This window comes from Arthrobacter sp. KBS0703 (genome assembly GCF_002008315.2).
Lineage (GTDB): Bacteria > Actinomycetota > Actinomycetes > Actinomycetales > Micrococcaceae > Arthrobacter.
Genome location: NZ_MVDG02000001.1, coordinates 266,278 through 287,485 on the forward strand (window position 1 = coordinate 266,278; position 21,208 = coordinate 287,485).

Annotated in this window: 22 protein-coding genes; 5 read left to right on the forward strand and 17 right to left on the reverse strand. The window is 66.3% G+C overall.

Going from position 1 to position 21,208, the window contains the following annotated elements; translation table 11 throughout:
* The first annotated feature begins 128 nt into the window (after window positions 1–128).
* Window positions 129–2,603 (forward strand): EAL domain-containing protein, encoded by a 2,475-nt coding sequence (locus tag B1A87_RS01250; RefSeq protein WP_078029815.1) that lies wholly within the window; start codon window positions 129–131, stop codon window positions 2,601–2,603.
* 55 nt (window positions 2,604–2,658) lie between these two features.
* On the opposite strand, the gene B1A87_RS01255 is transcribed toward B1A87_RS01250, so the two are convergent.
* Window positions 2,659–3,006 (reverse strand): response regulator transcription factor, encoded by a 348-nt coding sequence (locus B1A87_RS01255; RefSeq protein ID WP_185982198.1) that lies wholly within the window; start codon window positions 3,004–3,006, stop codon window positions 2,659–2,661.
* 500 nt (window positions 3,007–3,506) lie between these two features.
* On the opposite strand from B1A87_RS01255, the gene B1A87_RS01260 reads away from it, so the two are divergent.
* Window positions 3,507–4,655 carry an EAL domain-containing protein gene (locus B1A87_RS01260; protein WP_078029813.1) on the forward strand — a complete coding sequence of 383 codons (1,149 nt, stop codon included), beginning with the start codon at window positions 3,507–3,509 and terminating at the stop codon, window positions 4,653–4,655.
* Between the two features lie 59 nt (window positions 4,656–4,714).
* On the opposite strand, the gene B1A87_RS01265 is transcribed toward B1A87_RS01260, so the two are convergent.
* The 9 genes from B1A87_RS01265 to glgX form a co-directional block, all read right to left on the reverse strand.
* Window positions 4,715–5,155: a hypothetical protein gene (locus B1A87_RS01265; protein ID WP_078029812.1), complete on the reverse strand. Its 441-nt coding sequence runs from the start codon at window positions 5,153–5,155 to the stop codon at window positions 4,715–4,717.
* A complete protein-coding gene (locus tag B1A87_RS01270; protein ID WP_260680573.1) occupies window positions 5,152–5,724 on the reverse strand; it encodes a signal peptidase I in 573 nt (190 codons plus the stop codon). Before B1A87_RS01270 ends, B1A87_RS01265 begins: the two co-directional genes overlap by 4 nt.
* A 17-nt stretch (window positions 5,725–5,741) precedes the next feature.
* A complete protein-coding gene (locus B1A87_RS01275; protein WP_260680574.1) occupies window positions 5,742–6,365 on the reverse strand; it encodes a SipW-dependent-type signal peptide-containing protein in 624 nt (207 codons plus the stop codon).
* Between the two features lie 3 nt (window positions 6,366–6,368).
* Window positions 6,369–7,070 carry a SipW-dependent-type signal peptide-containing protein gene (locus B1A87_RS01280; RefSeq protein WP_260680575.1) on the reverse strand — a complete coding sequence of 234 codons (702 nt, stop codon included), beginning with the start codon at window positions 7,068–7,070 and terminating at the stop codon, window positions 6,369–6,371.
* A gap of 156 nt (window positions 7,071–7,226) precedes the next feature.
* Window positions 7,227–7,904 (reverse strand): class F sortase, encoded by a 678-nt coding sequence (locus tag B1A87_RS01285; protein WP_078029809.1) that lies wholly within the window; start codon window positions 7,902–7,904, stop codon window positions 7,227–7,229.
* A 24-nt stretch (window positions 7,905–7,928) separates the two neighbouring features.
* Entirely contained in the window at window positions 7,929–8,087 is a 159-nt protein-coding gene (locus B1A87_RS22760; RefSeq protein ID WP_185982199.1) for a hypothetical protein, read from the reverse strand.
* Between the two features lie 108 nt (window positions 8,088–8,195).
* Window positions 8,196–8,774 carry a hypothetical protein gene (locus B1A87_RS01290; RefSeq protein WP_144275685.1) on the reverse strand — a complete coding sequence of 193 codons (579 nt, stop codon included), beginning with the start codon at window positions 8,772–8,774 and terminating at the stop codon, window positions 8,196–8,198.
* A 278-nt stretch (window positions 8,775–9,052) separates the two neighbouring features.
* On the reverse strand, window positions 9,053–9,280 hold the full coding sequence (locus B1A87_RS01295; protein ID WP_078029807.1) for a hypothetical protein: 228 nt from the start codon (window positions 9,278–9,280) through the stop codon (window positions 9,053–9,055).
* Between the two features lie 199 nt (window positions 9,281–9,479).
* On the reverse strand, window positions 9,480–11,810 hold the full coding sequence (glgX, locus tag B1A87_RS01300) for a glycogen debranching protein GlgX (RefSeq protein WP_144275686.1): 2,331 nt from the start codon (window positions 11,808–11,810) through the stop codon (window positions 9,480–9,482).
* A 201-nt stretch (window positions 11,811–12,011) separates the two neighbouring features.
* On the opposite strand from glgX, the gene B1A87_RS01305 reads away from it, so the two are divergent.
* On the forward strand, window positions 12,012–13,223 hold the full coding sequence (locus B1A87_RS01305) for an MFS transporter (RefSeq protein ID WP_078029805.1): 1,212 nt from the start codon (window positions 12,012–12,014) through the stop codon (window positions 13,221–13,223).
* Between the two features lie 40 nt (window positions 13,224–13,263).
* Here B1A87_RS01305 and B1A87_RS01310 read toward each other — a convergent pair whose 3' ends face one another.
* Entirely contained in the window at window positions 13,264–14,139 is an 876-nt protein-coding gene (locus B1A87_RS01310) for a class I SAM-dependent methyltransferase (RefSeq protein ID WP_078029804.1), read from the reverse strand.
* A 260-nt stretch (window positions 14,140–14,399) separates the two neighbouring features.
* Window positions 14,400–15,323 carry a D-glucuronyl C5-epimerase family protein gene (locus B1A87_RS22765; RefSeq protein ID WP_185982200.1) on the reverse strand — a complete coding sequence of 308 codons (924 nt, stop codon included), beginning with the start codon at window positions 15,321–15,323 and terminating at the stop codon, window positions 14,400–14,402.
* A gap of 280 nt (window positions 15,324–15,603) precedes the next feature.
* On the opposite strand from B1A87_RS22765, the gene B1A87_RS01320 reads away from it, so the two are divergent.
* Window positions 15,604–16,155: a DoxX family protein gene (locus B1A87_RS01320; protein ID WP_139362932.1), complete on the forward strand. Its 552-nt coding sequence runs from the start codon at window positions 15,604–15,606 to the stop codon at window positions 16,153–16,155.
* Between the two features lie 79 nt (window positions 16,156–16,234).
* Here B1A87_RS01320 and B1A87_RS01325 read toward each other — a convergent pair whose 3' ends face one another.
* Window positions 16,235–17,158, reverse strand: coding sequence for a phosphatase PAP2 family protein (locus B1A87_RS01325; protein ID WP_078029802.1), 924 nt, complete (start codon window positions 17,156–17,158; stop codon window positions 16,235–16,237).
* Window positions 17,159–17,288: 130 nt separating this feature from the next.
* Here B1A87_RS01325 and B1A87_RS01330 point away from each other — a divergent pair, with 130 nt between their 5' ends.
* Window positions 17,289–17,684, forward strand: coding sequence for a hypothetical protein (locus B1A87_RS01330; RefSeq protein ID WP_078029801.1), 396 nt, complete (start codon window positions 17,289–17,291; stop codon window positions 17,682–17,684).
* A 38-nt stretch (window positions 17,685–17,722) separates the two neighbouring features.
* On the opposite strand, the gene B1A87_RS01335 is transcribed toward B1A87_RS01330, so the two are convergent.
* The 4 genes from B1A87_RS01335 to B1A87_RS01350 all read right to left on the reverse strand — a co-directional run bounded on the left by B1A87_RS01335 (window position 17,723) and on the right by B1A87_RS01350 (window position 21,059).
* On the reverse strand, window positions 17,723–18,043 hold the full coding sequence (locus tag B1A87_RS01335; RefSeq protein ID WP_078029800.1) for a hypothetical protein: 321 nt from the start codon (window positions 18,041–18,043) through the stop codon (window positions 17,723–17,725).
* A 52-nt stretch (window positions 18,044–18,095) separates the two neighbouring features.
* A complete protein-coding gene (locus tag B1A87_RS01340; RefSeq protein WP_078029799.1) occupies window positions 18,096–18,560 on the reverse strand; it encodes a hypothetical protein in 465 nt (154 codons plus the stop codon).
* Window positions 18,561–18,630: 70 nt separating this feature from the next.
* Window positions 18,631–19,464 (reverse strand): response regulator transcription factor, encoded by an 834-nt coding sequence (locus B1A87_RS01345; RefSeq protein WP_313902433.1) that lies wholly within the window; start codon window positions 19,462–19,464, stop codon window positions 18,631–18,633.
* Window positions 19,461–21,059 (reverse strand): cell wall metabolism sensor histidine kinase WalK, encoded by a 1,599-nt coding sequence (locus B1A87_RS01350; RefSeq protein WP_078029798.1) that lies wholly within the window; start codon window positions 21,057–21,059, stop codon window positions 19,461–19,463. The genes B1A87_RS01345 and B1A87_RS01350 overlap by 4 nt, the downstream gene beginning before the upstream one ends.
* Window positions 21,060–21,208: the final 149 nt, after the last annotated feature.

A 21,208-nucleotide genomic window follows, 5' to 3' on the forward strand; every position in this document is an offset into this window, starting at 1 on the left:
CGCTTTTTCTATGGCCGCGGCTGTCGGGCGCCGCTAGGCTACAAGCTCAAGACGGTGATTCAGCCTGTGGTCGCCGGCGTTGAGTTGTGAGTCTTTTTCTCTCGGACGCGGTAGCGGTAAGGGGACCAATGGCTGAAGAACACCACGATGACCTGGTCATGCAGTCACTGCTGCTCGATGAGATCGGGCAGTCGGTCATCGGGATGGACAGTGAGTGGCGGATCACGTATTGGAACCGCGCCTCTGAACGGTTGTACGGGTTCAGCGCGGCCCAGGTGCTGGGCAAGCTGATCACGGAGCTGGGAATCATCGGCGGCGCTGACGGCCCGGGTCAGGATGCCACCGATCAGGAGATTGCGGACAGACTCGCCCATGGCCGGGACTGGGCCGGCGAGCTCTGGATGCACCACCGGACTGGGAGGGAATTCCCGGTCCACGCCACGGTCAGCCCTATCCGCGGACGGCACACAGTGCCCGTCGCCGTCGTAGCGATCTCCAAGGACATCACCGACCGGAAACACAGCGAGGCAATTCTGCGCCGGCTCTCAGCCATGGTGGAATCCTCCGGGGACGCCATCATCGGCGCCGACCTGAACGGGAAGATCACCAGCTGGAATGCCGGCGCTACGAGGATGTTCGGCTGGAGCTCTCGGGAAGCTGTCGGACAGAGCTACAGCCTGCTGACCAACCATGACTCAGCGGACTACGGCAAGGAAGTCACGGCGCGCCTGGGAAACGGGACGTTCGCGACCGGAGTGGAAGCGCGGTGGCGCTGCAAGGACGGGACGGTGATCGACGTTGAGCTGACCGTGTCCCCGGTCTACGGCCAAGACGGCGCAGAGGTCGGAGTCTCCGCAATCGCCAGGGACATCACCGAGATCCAGCGACTGAAAGCAGCGGCCGCCGCCGAGCGGGAGCGACTTCTGGCTGCCCAGGAAATGGCCCATGTTGGAAGCGTCGAATACACGGTCGCGACCGGGGAGACCTGGCACTCGGAGGAGTTTGCCCGGATTCTGGGTCTTGCCGCCGGTACCCCGGCGGCCAAGGTCTCGGTCCTTGCGCTGACACATCCGCAGGACCGCGATCTGGTCCGCCGCGTCTGGAAGGGCCTGCAGGACGGGCGCGGCTTCGCGGATTTCGAATACCGGATTATCCGGCCCGATGGGGAGCAGCGATGGCTGCATTCACGGGTCCGGAGCGTCAACGGCCCGGACGGGAAGCCTGTCAGGTTCCTGGACACAGTCCTGGACGTCACCGAACGCAAGAACGCGGAGCAGGTTCTGGAGTGGCAGGCCCGCCACGACGCGCTGACCGGTCTGCCGAACAGATACATGATCACCGAGGTCCTCCAGAGCTGCCTTGACCGGGCCTCCCGGCCGGTGGTGATGTTCGTCGACGTCGACCGGTTCAAACTGATCAACGACGGCATCGGCCACGGCGCCGGCGACACAATTTTGGTTCTCCTGGGGGAGCGGCTGAGGACGGCCGTCAGGGCCGGCGATACAGTGGCCCGGTTCGGAGGCGATGAGTTCGTTGTGGTCTGCGAGAACCTGCTCAGGCGTGGCGCCAAGACGCTGGCCGAGCGGATCAGGGACGTTACGCGCCGGCCCTTCGAAGTGGACGGGCGCAAGGTCTACTTGAATGTCAGCGTCGGCATCGCCCTGGCGGGCCCCGAGGACACCGCCGAGACGATGCTCAGCGGTGCAGACGCTGCCATGTACCGCGCCAAGTCGGCCGGTGGCGATTCCTCGGCCGTGCATGATGCGCGCCTGACCGGCCGGGCCGCGGGCCGGCTGGATCTGGAATCCGACCTGAGGCTGGCCCTGGACCGCGGCGAGCTTTCCCTGAATTACCAGCCGGTCATGGATATCACCACGGAATGCCCCGTCGGCTTTGAGGCGCTGCTGCGGTGGCACCATCACGAACACGGCCTGATCATGCCCGACACGTTCATTCCCATCGCCGAGGAAACCGGCCTGATCCTTCCCATCGGCACCTGGGTTCTGCATGAAGCGCTGCGTCAGGTGCAGCAGTGGCGAAGCCAGCTTCCCGAGGCGGAAAACCTTTCGGCGGCAGTGAATATTTCGGGCCGGCAGCTCATTGCGGGCGACTTCCCGGACGTCGTGGAAGCGGCAATGCTCAGCTCCGGCATCGATCCGGCCGCCGTCCACCTGGAAATTACCGAAACTGTGCTCATGGGCCAGCCCGACCTGCCCAAGGAAACCCTGCGACGGCTTTCCGGACTGGGGGTGGGACTTTCCATTGACGACTTCGGCACAGGGTACTCATCCCTGAGCTACCTCAAGTGGCTCTCGGCCCGGACCCTGAAAATCGACCGCAGCTTCGTGGAAGAGCTCGGCACGGATCCTCACGGTGCGACGATCATCGAACTCGTCATGGGCATGGCCGACAGCCTGAATCTCGACGTCGTGGCCGAAGGCGTGGAAACCACGGTGCAGCTCGCCGAACTCCGGCGCCTGGGCGTCCGGCACGCCCAGGGTTACCTGTGGAGCAAACCGATACCGGCGGAGGGCATCCCAGGATGGCTCGCAGCCGTTCCGTCCGGCCCCCGCGGGCGAGAACCGGTGCAACCTGTGCGGTAGGTTCCGCCGCCCGTGTCCACTCTCCTCGAGCTGCAGTCCGAGCGTCTTCGCGCATCTACGCGTGGTGTGGAACCCGCATTTTTTCGATCTGCTCCCGCAGCGCCCGGACGCGGAAGGGTTTGGTCATAACGGCGCTGGCACCGGCGGATAGCAGCGTTTCGGCCAGATCATCGTGACCCGTGAGCATGAGGATCTGCACCGTGCTGAAGCTTCTGATCCGCCTGATCACTTCCAGGCCGGTGATATCGGGAAGCCCGTAGTCCAGAACCACGAGGTCCGGGGAGTGATCACGGACGGCCGCAACGCCGTCGGTCCCTGTTGCACTCAGCCGGACCTGCATGCCAGTCTCGGACAGAACTGTTTGAACGAGGCGTCCGATGTCCGCGTCATCTTCAATCACCACAGCGGCGCACGTACTCGGCATTACACGTCCCCCTTAGACTCGCCCCAGCAAAGCCTTAAACGCACTCTACCAAGAGGTGAACGCCCCGGGGCAGTCGCCCGCGCTCCACGGAGAACCCGGCGTCTCGCGGGGACCCGGAACCTGTGGTAATCGCGTCCCAGTGGCGCTCTTGCGCAGATCTTGGGGTGAAGCTGCCTCGGGCGTGAGCCTGATGCGCGAAGGTGGTTACGCACCGTGCGGCAGCGCCGTGGTGCCCTTAACCCATTTCCAGGAAGGCCAGCGATGAGCACCCCATAGCGATGGCACTTCTGTCCCGCGCAATTCTCCAGATCGCAGATGCGGCCGTACGCCCCGGGTGCCAGCAAATTTAGTGGTCGGAACGGCGACGGTTCGTTCTTTTTCCATGTAGTCTTCTTTGCAAGTCAGGGCCGACATCCCGGGGGAGGTGTTCTTGGCCAGCGCCGGGCTCAGCCGGTGTGAGTACCCCAGAGGAACAGCCGATGTCCAGGGATGAGTCGCTTCCGGCAGCCACCGGCGCAGAACCGGGTCCGGAGCCCGGGGGCCAGTACGCACCGCCACAGGTCGCTGGATCGACTCTCCGCAGCCAGGTGCTGGAGCTGATCGACGATGTTCTGACGGATACGGCCTCGGATGGAAAGTGGGCCAGGATTCAGCTGCGGCGTCTGCTGGCGGCGAATCCGGACGAGCCGGAACGTGCGCTGTTGCAGCACCTGATCACCGTCACCACCACGGACCTCACAGACTCCCTCGCCGATGACGCTTCACCACACGAGGAGATGGGCCGGGACTCGTCGGCGCCATCGAACCCGCGTCACCTGCCCGTGTCCCTTGACCCGCGGGGCTACAAACGCGTCAGAGCCGTCTTGGGGACCAGGATGCTCCTGACCGCTTTCCAGCCAATCAGGGAACTGCCGGCAGGAAACGTGGCCGGATTCGAGGCGTTGGCACGGTTCGTCAGCCGGGACGGGGCCGGCGCTGACAGTTGGTTCCGGGAAGCAGCGGCCATCGGTTTGGGTGCGGACCTGGAGATCGCTGCCCTGCATAGCGCGCTGTCGGCGGCCGGCGAGATTCCCGCTCACCTCTTCGTTGCCTTCAATCTCAGCCCGGCAACCTGCACGGACCCGCGCGTACAGGCGCTGCTGGGGAACGGGCAGGTGGCTCTGGACAGAATCGTCATCGAACTGGCGGGCAGCCTGGTCGGCGCGGAGCTGGATGGCTTGATACGGATGCTGACCCCACTGCGTCAGCGGGGTCTGCGGTTGGCTGTCGACGGCTCCGGCGCCGGTGCCGCGTCGCGGGACCAGATCCTGCAGCTGCTTCCCGACATCATAAAACTTGACTGCAGTTTCATCGACGGACTCATGCACCCGGTCGAGGGGCGGCCCGCCGGTATGGACGTGGTTGAACTCGCGAAGCAAATCGGGGCAGCGGTGTCGGCCGAAGGCATCGAAAGCCAGGCGGGACTGACCGCCGTTACACAGGCGGGCATCGCAACGGGTCAGGGCTATCTGCTTGGCAGACCCTCCGTGCATCCCCTTGACTGGTCCGCGTGGATCGCTGAGGCAGCTACTGCCGACGTCGCGGCCTCCACAGAAAGCGGGAATCCTGGCCCCGGTGTCACTCATTGAGGCGCAGAGTCACGGGTGAATCGGAGCACTGACAGGGGCCATGGAGTACTGGTCCTCGGTCAGACGCTGCAGCTGGTTCCGAGAATGAGGACGCTCGAAATGGAACCGGTGATTGACGGCGACGTCCATTGGCCAGGCCCTGTGGCTGTGAGCGTCAGAGTGGTATCGCCGAGCGACACGAGGCCTGCGGTGACGGTCAGACTTGTCGCGGTTGCGGATTCGGTTGTCGGTCCGGAAATCACCTGTGTCCCCCGGCTCAACGTCCATTCATACCCGGTTCTGGGCACGCCGCCCACAGGGTTTGCCCACGTGAAGATAAACGTACCTACCCCATTCCTGACGCAACTGACCCAGGTCGGCGGCAGCACCGTGCCGGCTTCGAAGGAGCCGGACGCATACTCGGGGAAGGCCCAGGCCGCCGTCGTCGGCTGCGGAGGTGCAGCCGCCAGGGCGGCGGCACAGGCGAGCAGCCCGGTGACGGCAAGGTGCCGCCGCTTCATGGTGCAGTCTTATCAAGCTCGGGAGCATGCTCGACGAGAGGCTCCTTCGCAGCCCTCCGCCGACCGCGGGGCTCCCGTTCCTCCCGCGGCCAGAAGGCCCACGTGACTGCGCCCGCCATCACCAAGGTTACGCCGCCGAGCACCACCGGGTTGGAGGCGGCGCTGAGTGCATAGGCGAGTTTGGGCACTGAGCCCAGCACAATCCGCACTGTAGTTACCACGTACGGGGCGGGATCGTCAGCCTGGTTGGCGTCGCCACGCATGGTGATCTTGAACGCGTCGCCCCCAGCCGGAGAAACGGACGTCACGCGGTGCGTCACCGGCAGGGCTGCGCCCCTGTCGATAGTCACGACGTCGCCCACGCGCACTTCCGACGCCGGGATCTTCTTGACCACGGCGAGCGATCCGGCAGGGATGGTCGGCCCCATGGATCCGGTCTTGAACATGATGAGCGTGATGTGGAAGAAGGCAGCGAGGATCACGAGCACGATGCAGACCAGGCCCCCGACCGCGGCGATGTTGAGGAGGGCGTTGCTTACTGCACCCCCGCGGCCATTTCGTTGTTTCACGTCGACTCCTTCCGCGCTCAATCCGACGTTCCGGTGAAGAGCCATGTGACCGTGCCCGTGCCGCCCTGGTAGGTGTTCGACGCTCCAGGCTGGATCCGCACCTCAAAGCAATAGCGGAGCTCGCGGCTTGATGGCGTCACCGCCAATGCCACCGGAGAGCCAGGCACTGATGCAGCCGGCAGGTACGCGGATGAGGACCCTGCAACAAATACCGGGGACCCCGAAAAGGCGGCGGCATCGCACGGGGTGTCGACCGCCGTCGTCCGCACCGCCTTGTACTCAAGCACGGGAACCAAAGTGCCCGACGACGTCCAGCTGGCCAACGCGATCGTCCCACCAACGGTGGAAGCGGCGGTGGTGCGGATATTAACCCACGCGTACTGCGAAGCGCCCGGCGACATGGACGTCGCGTTGATCATGAGCGACGCGTCGGCAGGCGACGTGCTGTCCTTCCACGTCGAGGTGGCTGTGCTGGACTCAAGGCGGAAAGTGCTGGCGGTAAACGTGCCGGCAGCGTATTCCGAGTCTGTCCAGGACGCGAGTGTCATGCTGGCGCCCACGCCAAGGACGAGGGCGCCAGCAAGAACCGCGCGAACGCGGGTGAAGTTGCGGCGCCGCGAGGGCGCCACGTGTTTGCGCACGTGTTACGGAGCTGCGGTCGCTGAGCTTGCGACGAACTGCCAGGTTGCCGTCGCGGTTTCGTCCTGGTCGAGCTCCGGGTCGGCCGTCACCTGGATGCACAGGTAGACGTTGGGCCCAGCATCGGTCCCGTTTGTTGACGTCTCGAGTTCAAAGCTGCCCTGACCGGGATCGGCGTTGAAGCTGGAGGTCGGTACTACGGTTTCCTCCGGCGTTGCCGTGGCGGACGGCGTGCATGCTGCAACTGAGGCGACTTCAATGATTTTGTAGCGAAGTTTGTCGGTGGCTTGGGAGCCGGTGGCCGCTTCAACCGACACCGTGGCGGGGTAGTCGGAAGTCGCGTCCAGGTGAACCACATACGGGGCGGCGACTGTATCGTCTGGGCTCAGGTTGTCGTACCCCAAGGAAAACGACAACGAGTCGGCGGTGGCCGAGGTGTCGTGGTTCGAGAAGGAGGTGCCGTCCTCGCTGCCGACCATCTTGAAGTGGCCATTGCCGAAGTTGCCGATTACGAACTCTGAGTCGTTCCATGCGGCGAGTGTGACCGCTGCGCCCAGGCCGAGGACGAGACCGCCGGCCAGGATTGCCTTGAATTTCCTGCTCTTGGACCGATCGGTGGCAGGCGTGATCTCAGTAAATGTCATTGTTTCCCCCAAGGACATGTGGAGGCCTGAACGGCCTAAGCGATGACCGACGATCTCGATCATAAGTATGCTTTCATAGCGCTTCGGGGTTTCCGGCGAAAAGTATCTTTTGGGTCCCGCAAGATTTGCTCAGGATTGCATCAAGAAACCGGAAAGCACTCGGCCGCCGCCTTGATGGCTCACGGGGCGTCGCTGCAGGATGCTCGAAAGGGTTTCCGCCTAGCGCGCGGCGGGGGAGGCCGTGACCACCACGTTCTTGCCCCACGGGTCCTCGGTGTAGCAGCTGATCAGGACGATCCTGTTGGGCACGATGTTCCAGATGTCGCTGTCCTTGAGGGTGTCCTTGCGGTGCGTGATCACCGAATCCACCACGTAGTCCAAGGACCCCTTGGCTGTGGTGACCCGGACTGCCTTGCCCACCAGGGACTCGTCGCTCAGCCGGTTGAAGGGTGCCTCTTTGCCGTCCCAGCTGTGCCCGGCGATGTACGTGGTGTTCTTGGAGCCCGAGCCCGGCACGCCGTAGTTGGTCAGCCAGTAGGCATCGAGCGTGAGCGGCGGGACCAGGGACTCCGACGAGAGTTCCTCAGCGCTGGGCGTCAGCGGCAGGACCTTCACATCGATGTTCGCCGCCTTAATGCTGATCCGGGTGGGCGCGGCGGCGGCCGGTCCGGCAGGCTTCGCTGGCCGTACAGGTGTGCGCGGACCAGGCACCGTGGCCAGTGCGCTGGCGGTGGCGGCGGGGAAGCCTGGCTGTCCGACGGCGGGGCTGCCACAGCCGGTGAGCGGAGCCAGGAACAGGACGGCCGCTAGCCCGGCGGCGGGCACCGCAAGCCAGCGCCGGCGGAGGAGACGGAGTCGGCTTGGCGTGGTGTGCGGTCCAACGGTCTGCGGGTCCATGGCGGTGCGGCTAGCTGTGCTCAGCTATTTGGAGGTCCGCTCCAGGCGGCGCATCCTCAGCGCCACGGTGGCGGGGACGGCAATGCCGGCGGCGAGCAGCCCGGCCAGCAGCGCCAGGCCCGGGTGAACGCCGGGTTCGGCATGGGCCGCCGTCTGCACGTTCAGGCCCTTGTTCGTGGCCACAACCGGAGTGGCGTTGACCGCCCCGCGGGTGCTGCCATGATCGGTTTGGTGACTACCGGCGTCGTACTTCCGGGCGGGGTGACCAGGGGTCAACGCCGTCGCAGGCGGTCAGGAAGGCCTCGAAGAGTCCCGTGATGCCTGCGGCGGAGGCCTGTCGAGGGAGACGGCCGCCAGGGCCGTTTCGAAGTCGCGCGCTGCCGCCTCCAGCACGCCCTGGGCGTCGCGGATCTCCGGGGTGTCAATCGCGGCGTTGTACGCGTCCTGGCTATCCTGCAGGGCCTGCTCTGCGGCGTCCGCCGCGGCTTCAGCCTCGTCGGCAGCGGCCGTTGCCGCCGCGATGGCAGCAGGGTCGCCTGAATCCTCGGCGGCCTCCGCAGCTGCCTCGGCGGCGTCTTCGGCGGCGCGGGCGGCTTCGAGGCCGTCGATGGCGGCAGCGACGGCGGCGCTCTCGTCAGCAGTGGCCGCTTCGACCAGTGCGGCGTAGGCTGCCTGCGCGGTGGCCGCGGCTTGTGAGGTTGCGTCGATCTGCGTAACCGATGCCTCGGTGATGCCCGCGGCGGACAGCGCGGCCTCGAACTGCGAGGAAGCCTGCAGGCATGCGGCGTCCCCGGGCGCGGCTACGGCCGCCGGTGTACCGAGAAAGAGCCCCCGGCAAGAACTGCCGCTGACGAACCAGCGGCGACCCATTTCGATACTGCGGTCATGGTGTGTGCATCTCCTGAAACACGAAGCGGCCGCCGGGACGGCCCCCGGCGGTTTCAGCGCGCGGTCGAGGGGCTCATTGCGGTTCTTCCGTGGAGACCGGACGATCCAAACAGGAGACACTCATGCCGCTGATCGTCCGGTGTGAGACGGCGAGACCTCAGGATTACCTGAATGCCGTCCGAAAGATCGCTGTGAGAGCTAAAAGTACAGAGCAAACGGCACTGAGGCAATCGTTACGCCGGCAAACGCGCCGCCGGCAATCATTGCGCGGCGGGGGTTTCCGGCGCCCGGACCACCTCGAAGGCCAGCGGATCCAGCAGCTTCCGGGTCCCGCTCCGGGCGTCGAGGATCCAGAACATGCCGAGGATCGGCACCGTTTCCGTGACTTTCCCCTGGTAATACATGGTGCCGTTGTGGCGGGCCTCGATGACGTCGCCGGGTGAGAGGTCACCGCAGTGGGTGATCCTTCGCGTCGTTGCCTCGTTCATGGCGGGCTCCATCCTGGCGTTACTTGCGCCTTGACCCTGCGCGCCCCGGGCATTTTGGCGTCCACTGGCACGCTGCGCCGGTTGGCGCCCTTTCAGGATGGGGCCCCCACGTTGCCGCGCCGTTTCGGCCAGGTGATTTCCCCGTGTCCTACTGCCCCGTATGACACACTCCGCGCGCAGAGCTGCTGCGCTTAAAACACTACGCGCGCCCGGGGCTCCCCGCACGCCCTGCCCGCCCGGCACCGCGGGTTCCCCGCGGGCGCCGCGCCCGCCGCGCCGGCGATGCCTGTCTCTTATACACATCTAGATGTGTATAAGAGACAGTCCCTGACGGCGCCGATTCAGCGGCCAGCTCAGCACTGCGGCCCCGCGCCAGCACGGCCAGGGAAGGCGCGATGGACAGGTTGGGCTCATGCCGCGTCAGGTCGCGCGCACGGAGCACCGTCATGGACCGCGCGGCCACTTTGAGGACCGAGCCGGCGACGAGCGGCACGCGTTCCACTCCGTTCCCGGCGGTGTTGATCACCATGTCCCAGGACGCCGCGAACTCGCCGGCCGGAAGCGTGAACTTGATGTCGTCGTCGTGCGCGTTGAAGTACAGCAGGAAGTTCACGTCCGTGATCTGCCGGCCGCGGTCGTCCCGGCCCTGGATCCCGTCGCCGTTGAGGAACACGCCGATGGTCCGGCCGAACCCGCGGCCCCAGTCCTCCGGCAGCATCTCCGTGCCGTCCTCGTTCAGCCACACGATGTCCGGCAGCTTCTCGCCCTTGCCGAGGCGGCGCACCGGCCGCCCGTCGAAGAACGTGCTGCGGCGGAACGTGGGGTGCGCGGCGCGCAGCCTGTTCACCGCTGCCGTGAACTCCAGGAGCGGCTGGTCCACCTCGTCCCATTTCACCCAGCTCAGCTCCGAGTCCTGGCAGTACACGTTGTTGTTGCCCAGCTGCGTCCGGCCCAGCTCATCGCCGTGCAGGATCATGGGCACGCCCTGCGAGAGCAGCATGGTGGCGATGAAGTTCCGCTGCTGCCGGGCCCGCAGGTTCCGGATTTCCGGGTCCTCCGTGGGCCCCTCCACGCCGCAGTTCCACGACCGGTTGTGCGATTCGCCGTCCCGGTTGTCCTCCCCGTTGGCGGCGTTGTGCTTCGCGTTGTAGGAGACCAGGTCCCGCATGGTGAAACCGTCGTGGGCGGTGACGAAGTTGATGGACGCCACCGGCCGCCGTCCCGAGCGCTCATAGAGGTCCGACGAGCCGGTCAGGCGCGACGCGAACTCGCCCAGCGTGGCCGGCTCGCCCCGCCAGAAATCCCGCACGGTGTCCCGGTACTTGCCGTTCCACTCCGTCCACTGCGGCGGGAAGTTGCCCACCTGGTACCCGCCGGGCCCCACATCCCACGGCTCGGCAATCAGCTTGACCTGCGACACGATGGGGTCCTGCTGGACCAGTTCGAAGAACGTGGAGAGCCGGTCGACGTCGTAAAACTCCCGGGCCAGCGCCGCGGCGAGGTCGAAGCGGAAGCCGTCCACGTGCATCTCCGTGACCCAGTACCGCAGCGAATCCATGAGCAGCTGCAGCGAATGCGGGTGCCGCACGTTCAGCGTGTTCCCGGTGCCGGTGTAGTCCACGTAATGCTGCCTGGCGCCGTCCACCAGCCGGTAGTACGCCGCGTTGTCGATGCCCCGGAAACTCAACGTGGGGCCCAGGTGGTTCCCTTCCGCCGTATGGTTGTAGACGACGTCGAGGATCACCTCGATCCCCGCACGGTGCAGTGAGCGGACCATCGCCTTGAAGTCCTGGACCTGCTGGCCCATCTCGCCGATGGCGCTGTACGTGTTCTGCGGCGCGAAAAACCCGATGGTGTTGTAGCCCCAGTAATTGCCCAGGCCCTTCTCCTGCAGCGCGCCGTCGTTGACGAACTGGTGCACGGGCATCAGCTCAATCGCGGTCACGCCCAGCATCTGCAGGTGCGTTATGACGGCGGGATGCGCGACGGCGGCGAAGGTGCCGCGCTGCTCTTCGGGAACCTCCGGATGCAGCTGCGTGAGCCCCTTGACGTGGGCTTCGTAGATGACGGAGCGGTGGTACGGGGTCCTGGGCGGGTGGTCCCCGGCCCAGTCGAAGAACGGGTTGATCACCACGCCCAGCATGGTGTGCGCGGCGGAGTCCTGGTCGTTGCGGGAGAGCGGATCGCCGGCGTTGAACGAGTACAGCGACGGATGCCAGTCCATCTTCCCGGCGATGGCCTTGGCGTAGGGATCCAGCAGCAGCTTGTTCGGGTTGCAGCGCTGGCCCCTGGGCGGATCGTACGGGCCGTACACGCGGTATCCGTACATCTGCCCGGGCTGGACCTGCGGGAGGTAACAGTGCCAGACGTACCCGTCCACTTCGACGAGGTCCACGCGGGACTCCGTGCCGTCGTCGGCCATCAAACACAGCTGGACGGCCCTGGCCGCCTCGCTGAACACGGCGAAGTTGGTCCCCGCCCCGTCGAAGGTTGCACCCAGCGGATACGCGCGGCCCGGCCAGACTTCCATGGTCACTCCTGTGGCTGTTCAGTTGTCCATGTCAGGGCCGGGTCCGCGCGCCATACCCTGAGACAATGCTAAGCAGACTTAGTAGAATCGCCAAGCAGATTCGCCGTGCGGCCGCCAAGCATTTGTGATCCTCGCCTCTCCGCCGGTCCGTTTCCGGGGAGTCCGCGGGCCTCCGCACGGCGGGCTGCCTAGGATGCAGGGATGACTCCGCCAGACAGCCCGCCGCCCTTCAGCCTCCGCAGTATCGCTGTTCCGGCGTTCGGGCCGGCGCTGCTGTTCAACGTCGGGGAGGGCGCGGTGCTGCCCGTGGTGGCGCTGTCCGCCCGCGAACTGGGAGCCTCGGTGGCCGTGGCCGCCCTGATCGTCACGCTGATCGGCCTGGGCTCGTGGTTCTTCAACCTCCCGGCGTCCCTCATCACGCTGAAGTTCGGCGAGCGGTGGTCCATCGTGGGCGCCGCCGCAGCGGGCGCGCTGGCGCTGCTGGCCGCCGGGCTGTCCCTGATGATTCCGGATGGGCTGTGGCTGCTCGCCGTGGCGATGGGCGTCGTCGGGATGTCCGCGAGCGTCTTCAGCCTGGCACGGCAGAAGTACCTGACCGAGGCCGTGCCGGTGGAGTTCCGGGCGCGGGCCCTGTCCACGCTGGGCGGGGTGAGCCGGATCGGCATCTTCATAGGACCGTTCGTGGGGGCCGCGGTGATGCATTTCGCCGGCATCAGCGGCGCCTACTGGGTGGGCGTGGCCGGGATGGCGGCGGCGGCCGTGCTGGCCGTGACCATCCCCGATCTGGTGGTGGCGCCGTCGTCCTCCGCAGCCGGCCCGGACCCCACGCTGCGCGGCGTGGCCGTGTCGCACGCGGGCGTGTTCCTGACCGCCGGCGCAGGCATCCTGCTGCTCAGCGCACTGCGGGCATCACGCCAGGTGGTCATCCCGCTGTGGGCCGACCACGTGGGCCTCGATGCGACGCAGGCCTCGCTGCTGTACGGGCTGTCCGGGGCGATCGACATGCTGGTGTTCTACCCGGCGGGCAAGGTGATGGACCGGCGCGGGCGGCTGTGGGTGGCCATTCCATCCACGCTCATCATGGGCACGGCGCTAATGCTGATACCGCTCACGGCGGCGTTCACCGGGCTGCTGCTCGCGGCCCTGCTGATCGGCTTCGGCAACGGAATCAGCTCGGGCCTGGTGATGACCCTGGGCGCCGATTTCTCGCCCCACCGCGGCCGCGGGCAGTTCCTTGGCCTGTGGCGGTTCATCGCCGACGCCGGGTCCACCGCCGGGCCCGTGCTCCTCTCCGCGGTCACCGCCGTCTCTTCGCTGGCCGCCGGCGTGACGGCCACCGGCGTCCTGGGGTTCGCGGCGGCAGGCGTGTTCGCCGTCGTCCTCCCCAAACTCAAGCACCGCCGGAACTACTGACGGCCGCCTGCTGGCTCCTGCCTGCTCCGGCTTGTGGCGTTTAGCCGGCCTGCTTGTGGCTTTGCCCGGCCTCCCGGGTCTTCCGCGCCGTGAGCAGCAGGTATTCCCAGTCCATCTGCGACGGGGCATCGCCGTGCGCGTCGCTGAAGGCATCGGCGAGCTCCGTGAGGGCTGTGTCCAGGGCTTTCACTTTGTCTGCGTCGCCGGCGAGGGACTTGTAGACGGAGATGGTGGGGCCGTAGTGGGACTTGAAGTACCGCAGGAAGTCGTCCGGTTCGTGAAAGCTGGTGACGGTGACCGTCTGCTTCCGGGCCTGGATGTCCGCGATGCGGTCACCGAACAGCTCGCGGATGTGGTCCTCGCTTCCCCACAGCGGGGGCGGCTGCGCGCCGGGCGGGGGCGGGGGAGAGAACGGCTTCATCGTTTTGAACATCTGCCCGATAAAGCCTTCGGGCGTCCAGTTCAGCAGCCCGATGGTTCCGCCCGGCTTGCACACCCGGACCAGTTCGTCGGCGCCCGCCTGGTGGTGCGGGGCGAACATGACGCCGAGGCAGGAGATCACGGCGTCGAACTCGTTGTCCGGGAACGGAAGCGCCTCGGCGTCCCCTTCGATCCATTCCAGCTCAACACCGCGATCGGCGGCCTCGCGGCGCCCGGCGTCGAACATCTCCGGGGTGAGGTCGCTGGCCACAACCTCGGCACCCATCAGGGCCGCGGGAATTGCCGCGTTGCCGGCGCCGGCGCCGACGTCCAGCACCCGCTGGCGGGGCCTGAGCCCGCACGCCTCCACCAGGATGGCTCCGAGGTTTGGGATGAGCTCGCTGGCGAGGGCCGGGTAGTCGCCCTGCGCCCACATGGCCCGGTGCTTTTCCTTCAGGGCGTGGTCCGCTGCGGCTGCATCTTTGTGGTCATTCATGTCGGCGCCCCTCTGCTGGTGCACGTTTCGGTGACAGCGCGCTGCTGACCCAGCGGAGGCTGTGGTGCGCCTTATTGTGGGCTTCGGCGCAGGGGATGTAAAGGAGACCGGGACCGGACTGCCCAACTAGGTCGCAGGTGACGCCGTTTTGAGGGCTCAGAACCGCGTCAGCTGCGACTCAGTTGGGTGGGGCGGGCAGGGAGGGCGCTTATGCGACGGAGGCCCGCTTGCCCTGGGTGGGCCGCTTACTGAGGGGGCGCTTATCCCGGGTAATCCGCCTTCAGGAGTGCCGACTGGTTCGCGAAGACGGGGTCGCCAGTCTGCCTACCCAGAATGGCCAGCTGGCTGGTCACGCCCTTGTGGTAGGTCGCGGGAGTACGCCACACGTACTGGCCGTAGGCGCTGGCTGCGTACCACGAGATGGTTCCGGGGCGCCGGTACACATTGAAGTGGTCGCGGATGGCTGTTGCCGCGGTGTTGAACATGAATTGGGACGTGGGATTCTTGGTGAGCCGGTAATAGTCGTAGGCTCCCCAGGCAGCGTAAATGTGCCCGTTGACGACCCGCGAGGAGGGAATGTCCTTGCCGACGTACTCCTCGAACCACACGTAGATTTTGCTGCCCTCAAGGACCTGGTCCTTGAACCACGGCTGGCCGTTCCGTTTCGACACCTGGTAGGACTTGAAAACGCGGTCGGCATGGGTCTTCCAATAGGTGTTCCCGGTGGTCTCATAAAGGTTCACGAGCGTCGAGAGCATCATTCCCTGGGCCATTCCCGAATACCACGGCCGGCCCATGTCAATCCTGTTGCCCGGGGTGTGCCGGAAGTTGTAGGGAAACCACGTGGCACCGCTTGCATCGGAGAACGAGCCCGACAGGATGTACCGTGTGGTGGCCTCGGCGCGCCGCAGATACTCCCGGTTTTTGGTCACCCGGTACGAAGAGATCATCTGGTTGATGAACCAGGCGCTGTTGACCGGGTGGTACACCGCCACGTTGTTGATCTTGATCTGCACCACGCCCTGGCTGTTCACGGTGCCCCATGTTGTTGCCGTCAAAGGCACCACGGCGGTGCCGATGTACGGCGACCCGAGGGCCGTGTTTATGGTGTAGCCCGCATTGGCATACGTGAGCTTTACCGGTGCCGCCTGGGATGACACCCCGGCCGCCAGGAGAATCGCCACAACCGCACTGAGAGCCGAAACAGAACGCGAAAAGCCACGGAAGCGCAAAAGAATTCCCCCATTATTCAAGTCAAGATGCGCCCATGCTAGCAAGGTTGATCCCGCATCCGAGCTACCCGGTCGCGGGGCGCCCAAGCGGTGCTCTGCTGTCCGCACGGCGAGGGGCCTCGCCCTCCGGCTGACCGCCCAAGTTTTCCCCAAGCGGGTTCCCGCACACTTCGAACACACTTCTCTGGGGACTGCCGGGCACCGTGTCCGGCTGAGCGAGGAAGGAGTTCCGATGATTTTTGAAAGCAGCACTAAGCGCCGCCCGCAAACACAGCCCGGCGGAATCACGGCCGCAGGCGAACGCGGCCTCGCGGCCAAAGCACAAAAGTGGGAGGCGTCGGCTTGCCAGGCACTCAGGCCGGTGGCGCTGCGCCTCCTGCGGGTGGTGCTCGGCGTGGTCTTCGTCTGGTTCGGCGGGCTGAAGATCACCGGCAACTCACCTGTGGCCGGACTGATCGCCAAAACCCTTCCGTTCGGCAATGACCAGTTGGTTATGGTCACGCTCGGCACAGGGGAAGTTCTCCTCGGGGCGATGCTCATGGCAGGGGTCTTCGTTCGCCTGACGCTGCTGGTCATGGCCCTGCACCTGGCGGGAACGTTTGCGACCTTTGTGATGGCTCCGGACGCCATGTTCACCCAGGGCGACCCCCTCATGCTGACCGCCAGCGGCGAATTCGTGATGAAGAATGCGGTCCTCATCTCGGCGGCCTTGGTCCTCATCGCGCACACGGGCCGGAGGGGCTCGTCGCACGAGGCCGCACCCGCTCCCGCGGCGCTCAACTGAGTAGCAGTTCGCGCCGTTTTCAGCGCTGATAACTGCGCGAGCTGCGACCTAGTTGGGTTGGGGAGTGCGGGAGGTGCGGCTACCGCTCAGCTGATTCCCGCCGTCGGGCCGCGTAGGCGAACAGCGACGTCGTCGCCACGGTGGCCAGGTACCCCGCAATCACGATCAGCGAAATGCCGGCCCAGAAGTAGTTGGTGGTGCTGTCCTCCTGGCTCAGGCCCGGGGCGATCTTGATCAGCGAGTACACGGCCACCGCGGCCGACGCCAGCCCCAGCACCACCGGCAGCGCGACCCACAGCCGGGCCGAGGCCCAGTGCCCGCCAAAGCCGTCCCAGACACTCCACTCGTGGTTGTCGTTGCGGATGATCAGCCAGCCCGCCGGGATCATGAAACAGCCCACCAGCAGGAACGCGGCCACCACATCCGCCGGCCGGTGCCACTGGTTCACCAGCGTGGACATCCCTGACGCAATCGCGAAACTGCCGCCCACAAAACCCGCCAGCGGACGCCACCGCGGCGACGCCATCAGGAACACGGCGGCAGCCGCCGACGCCGCCAACGTGGTGTGGCCGGACGGCAGCGAGTTCAGCTCCAGCGTCTCCACGCCCCGGTACGGCCGCACCGGCAGAAGCTCCTTGAGCACCTGGGTGGCGATGTTCGCCGCAACGCATGCCGTCACCGCGATGCCCGCGGCCCGCCATCTGCGGTGGATCACCGTCACCAGCAGAACCACGACGGCGGCCATCACCAGTGAGATGGTGGGGAGCCAGTCCAGGAACTGGGTGGTGACCTTACCGGCAGGCCCGTGGATGGCCACCGCCTCCACCAGTGCGGACTCGTCGATGAACTGCCCCGTGGTGGTGCGGACAAAGTAGTAATAGGTGGCCGCGAGCCCGGTGGCGCAGGCCAGGGTGGCCACGGCAAAGAGGAAGCCGGTGCCCCTGGCGAGGCGAGTCCGGCCCGCTGCCTGCTTGCGTCGGGGGTCCCTGAGCTGGAAAGTCATCGTCACAAGGGTGTCACAGTTTGCTGGGAGGCGCCTGTCCGCCGGGTGGGTGCCCGGAGGACCGGTCTGTCCCCGCGGACTAACGCCCGGAACGTCCCTTTCGGCGCCGGCCGGCCGATAGAGTTGGAGCATGGCCGGACTGGTGGATGCGCTGGGGCCCATCCTTGAACTGATGACGTGGGTGGGGTTTGTGCCCGGTTTACCGCTGCTCGTCTGGGGCCTGATCATTGCCCGGCGGCGCTGCGTCTGGACTAGCACCACGGGCGAGGTCTACACCGCCGGAGGATTCACCGGATTCCGCTGGACCGACCAGGACAACGTGCCGCGCCAGACCCTCGTGGACGCCGACGTTGCGCGGGGACTCGTGGCAGGCAACGAGGTGGACCTCCACTACGACCTCTGCCACCCCTCCCGCTGGAGCCTTGGTCCTCCCAAGCATGACAACACTGTCCTGATCCTGGGCTGGATCCTCACCGCGGTGGGCATTCTGTGCACGGTGGGCGGCTTTGTGCTGCTGCTGTTCTGATCGCCTCCGCTTTGTGTGCTTCCGCTAACTGCGGGCCGCTAGGCGTGCGGGTCCATGCTTGGGCCGCGCCCGGGAGTGCGCTGCGAGCGCCCGCCGCGGCGGTTCCTGTCCCGCAGGTGATCCAGGAGTGCCTGCTCCGGATGCCCCGGATTCTCCGCAAGGTGGCGCAGCAGCCGGCGCCGGACGTCGGACCGGGGGTCGGCGGTGGACAAGACACCCTGGATGATGTCCAGCACCTGTTGATGCAGTTCCGAATCGTCGACGCTGACGGTTGAGGGCTGGAAGAGTTGGCCCCCTCCGGCGTGACCCAGCCGCTCCGGCGGAATGGGTTCGTACAGATCACGAAATTCGGTGTGCATCACGGGCTCCTTCACGAGAGGGGAATCTGATTCAGGCTGCCGCCGTGGGCGCTTAGTCATTGCTGCCGCCTCCGGTGCCTTTGTTTCCGGAGAGACCGCCGTTGTGGTCGGGGACGGTGCCCGACGTCGAGTCGTTGCTGTGCGATGAGTCGTCCGTTGAGGACGTTGAGTCGTCAGTGGGAGGCACCGCGGGGGAGGTGACCTGCGCCGGTTCCACGCGCTCCACGATGACACCGTCTTCCGGAGTGGCGTCCGGCGCCTCGGCGGCCTTTGTGGCAGGCGAGGTGGCGGGGCTGAGCGGGCCGGACTTGAGCGTGGGTGAGGTGGCATTGGGCTGGGGAATCGGGACCTGGCCGGGGCGCTTAGAGTCGCGGAGTACCGGCTCGCGCACTACCACGCCGGAGAATTGGTCAGCCGGTGCCCCGGCGACGGCCTGGGCCCAGACCGAAATGCTGGCAAGCCCGACCAGCGGAATGCTCAGCAACGACCACTTCTTCATCGGCTTGCCTTCCCTCATTGGTGTTTCCACTCTGAGGTGCGAAGGTGAGGCAAGTATTAGACGCGGATGAGAGTCTTCTCATGCGCCGCTAGACGGCCGCACGCTCCTGGCCGTTGGGGTCGCCGTTGCGGTCTTTGTTGCCGGATACGTCCCCGTACGGGTCACCGGAGCCTTCGGTTTCCCCGGTTTCGGCGCCCGTTTCAGCATCGGCTTCGCCGCCGGGTTCGGTGCCAGCGTGGGTTTCCGCCTGTGGTGCCGGCGTGCACATGAGGCGGTAGCCCACGCCCCTGATGGTCTGGATGCGTTCCGCGCCGAGCTTGTGCCGCAGATACCGGACGTAGACGTCCACGACGTTCGAGGAACCTTCAAAGTGGTAACCCCACACGCGGCTGAGGAGCTGCTCGCGGCTCAAAACCCTGCCTGCGTTCTCCATGAAGGTCCGCGCCATGACAAACTCCCGCGCGGACAGGTCGATCACGCGTCCGCTGATTTCCGCGGTGCGCAGGTTCACGTCCAGGGTCAGGTCTCCGCAGACGAGGGCCGGCGTGGCGGTGATGCCCTGGGTCCCGCGCAGCCGCAGCTTGACGCGGGAGAGGAGCTCTTCGAACCTGAACGGCTTGGTCATGTAGTCGTCCGCCCCGCCGTCGAGCGCTGCCACCGTGTTTTCCAGGCTGTCTGCCGCCGTCAGGACGATCACCGGAACCGTGGAGTGCATGGCCCGGAGGTTCCTGAGGACCGACAGGCCGTCCATCCGCGGCATCCCGATATCCAGGATGAGGAGGTCGAACTCGCCAGAGGTGGCATAGTCCAGCGCCTTCACCCCGTCGAACACCTGGGTGGTGGTGTAACCGGCGGCTGTGAGGCCCTTGGCGAGGAACGCCGCAATGCGGACCTCGTCGTCGGCGATCAGGATCCGCGTCACGGCTTGCCTCCGGCCTGGGTCAGGATCGTAGCGCCCGACGACGGCCTCCTCACGTGCAATTGGACGGCCTTTCCGGCTGTGCTGTCCGCCTCACCGCTGGCTTCTTCGCCGCCGCTGCTGTCGCCGCCTCCGGACGGAATGACCAGCACGAAGCGGCTCCCCTTGCCCACCTCGGATTCCACCCGGACCGTGCCGCCGTGGGCCTCGGCAATGGCCTTGACGATGGACAGGCCCAGGCCCGAGCCCTCGGTGCCGGCGGAATTCGTGCCCTTCCCGAACCGCTCGAAGATGCGCTGGTGGTCCTCGGCGGGAATGCCCGCCCCGGTGTCCGCGACCCAGATCTCCAGGTTTTTGGCGAGGCCGGGCCGCGGGCCGTGCTGAGCGTCGTCGTCGTCGTTCTCCGCCCAAGCAGCCCCCACCGAAATCCGGTCCGTCTCCGACGTGTGCTTCACGGCGTTCGCCGCGAGCTGCTCGACGGCCTGCGTCAGCCGGCGCCGGTCCGCATGGACCAGGCCTCCGGGCTGGGCATCCAGCTGCCAGCGGCGTTCGCCGAGGACCTTGACGCGGTTCAGCGCGGCTACCAGGAAGACGTCGGTTTCGATCCAATCCGGGGAAATGAAGTCTGGACGGCCGCTGCGGGCCAGGATCAGCAGGTCATCCACGAGCTCCTGCATCCGGTCCAGCTCGTCCAGGAGCAAATCCCGTGTCTGGTCGACGTCAGCCGGATCGCCGGCGCGGAGCAGTTCCAGGTAGCCGCGGATGATGGTCATGGGTGTCCGGAGTTCGTGGCTGACATCGTGGACGAAGCGGCGCTGGTTCTCGAAGCCGGACTCCAGCCGCTCCAGCATGTGGTTGAAGTTCATGGCCAGCTGGGCGACGTCGTCCGTGCTGGCCGGCACCTCGACGCGCTTGGTGAGGTCCTCGAACGTGGTGCCTTGGGTCGCCTCCCGCAGCCGCCGGACAGGACTCAGCAGCCGTCCGGTGACCAGGTACCCCACCACGCCCGCCAGCGCCAGCGTTGCCAACGACGCAAGGCCGTAGATCCACATGGACTGGATGATTTCTTGGCGCTGTGCACCGATCTCGTTGGAGACCACCATCAGCCCCTGGTCGGGGCGGCCCTTCACCGAGACGGACGTGATGGCGAGCCTGACCTGCCTGCCGTCAATCTGCGTGTCCCTCAGGACCGTCTGGCCGGGAACCCGCCACTCCCAGACGCGCTGGATGACCGGCTGCGAATTCAGCTTGGTGGGCTGCTTCCCGATGGGCAGGATGATGCTGCCGCCGCGGACCATGGTCATGACGGACTCGGAGCCACCGGGCGACCCGCCCCGCAGGTAGGTGGTGAACAGCTCCTCCAGAGAGGAGTATGCCGCACCGCCGGTGTTCGGCCGGCCCCGCTGCGCCAGACGGTCCAGGTTCTTGCTGGGCATCTGGAGTTCCTGGTTGACGTGCTCATTGAGGTTTTTAAGCTGCGCGGCGTGGGTGAATGCGCCCGAGACGAAAAGCCCTACGGCCATGAACACCAGCAGTGTCGCCAGCACCCGGAACCGGACGGAGTGGACCTCCGCCCGCAGCGCGCTGGCCGGGTTCATTGTTCTGCCTGTGGACGTCGACGGAGTGCCGGCGGGGCCACCTGTGCGGGTATCTGCCGCCGGATTACCTGCGGGTAGGTTAACGCCGAACATGAAATTGCCCGTTCGGCAAAAAATCTTTGGCCGCGGAAGTCGCCCGGAACGCCCCT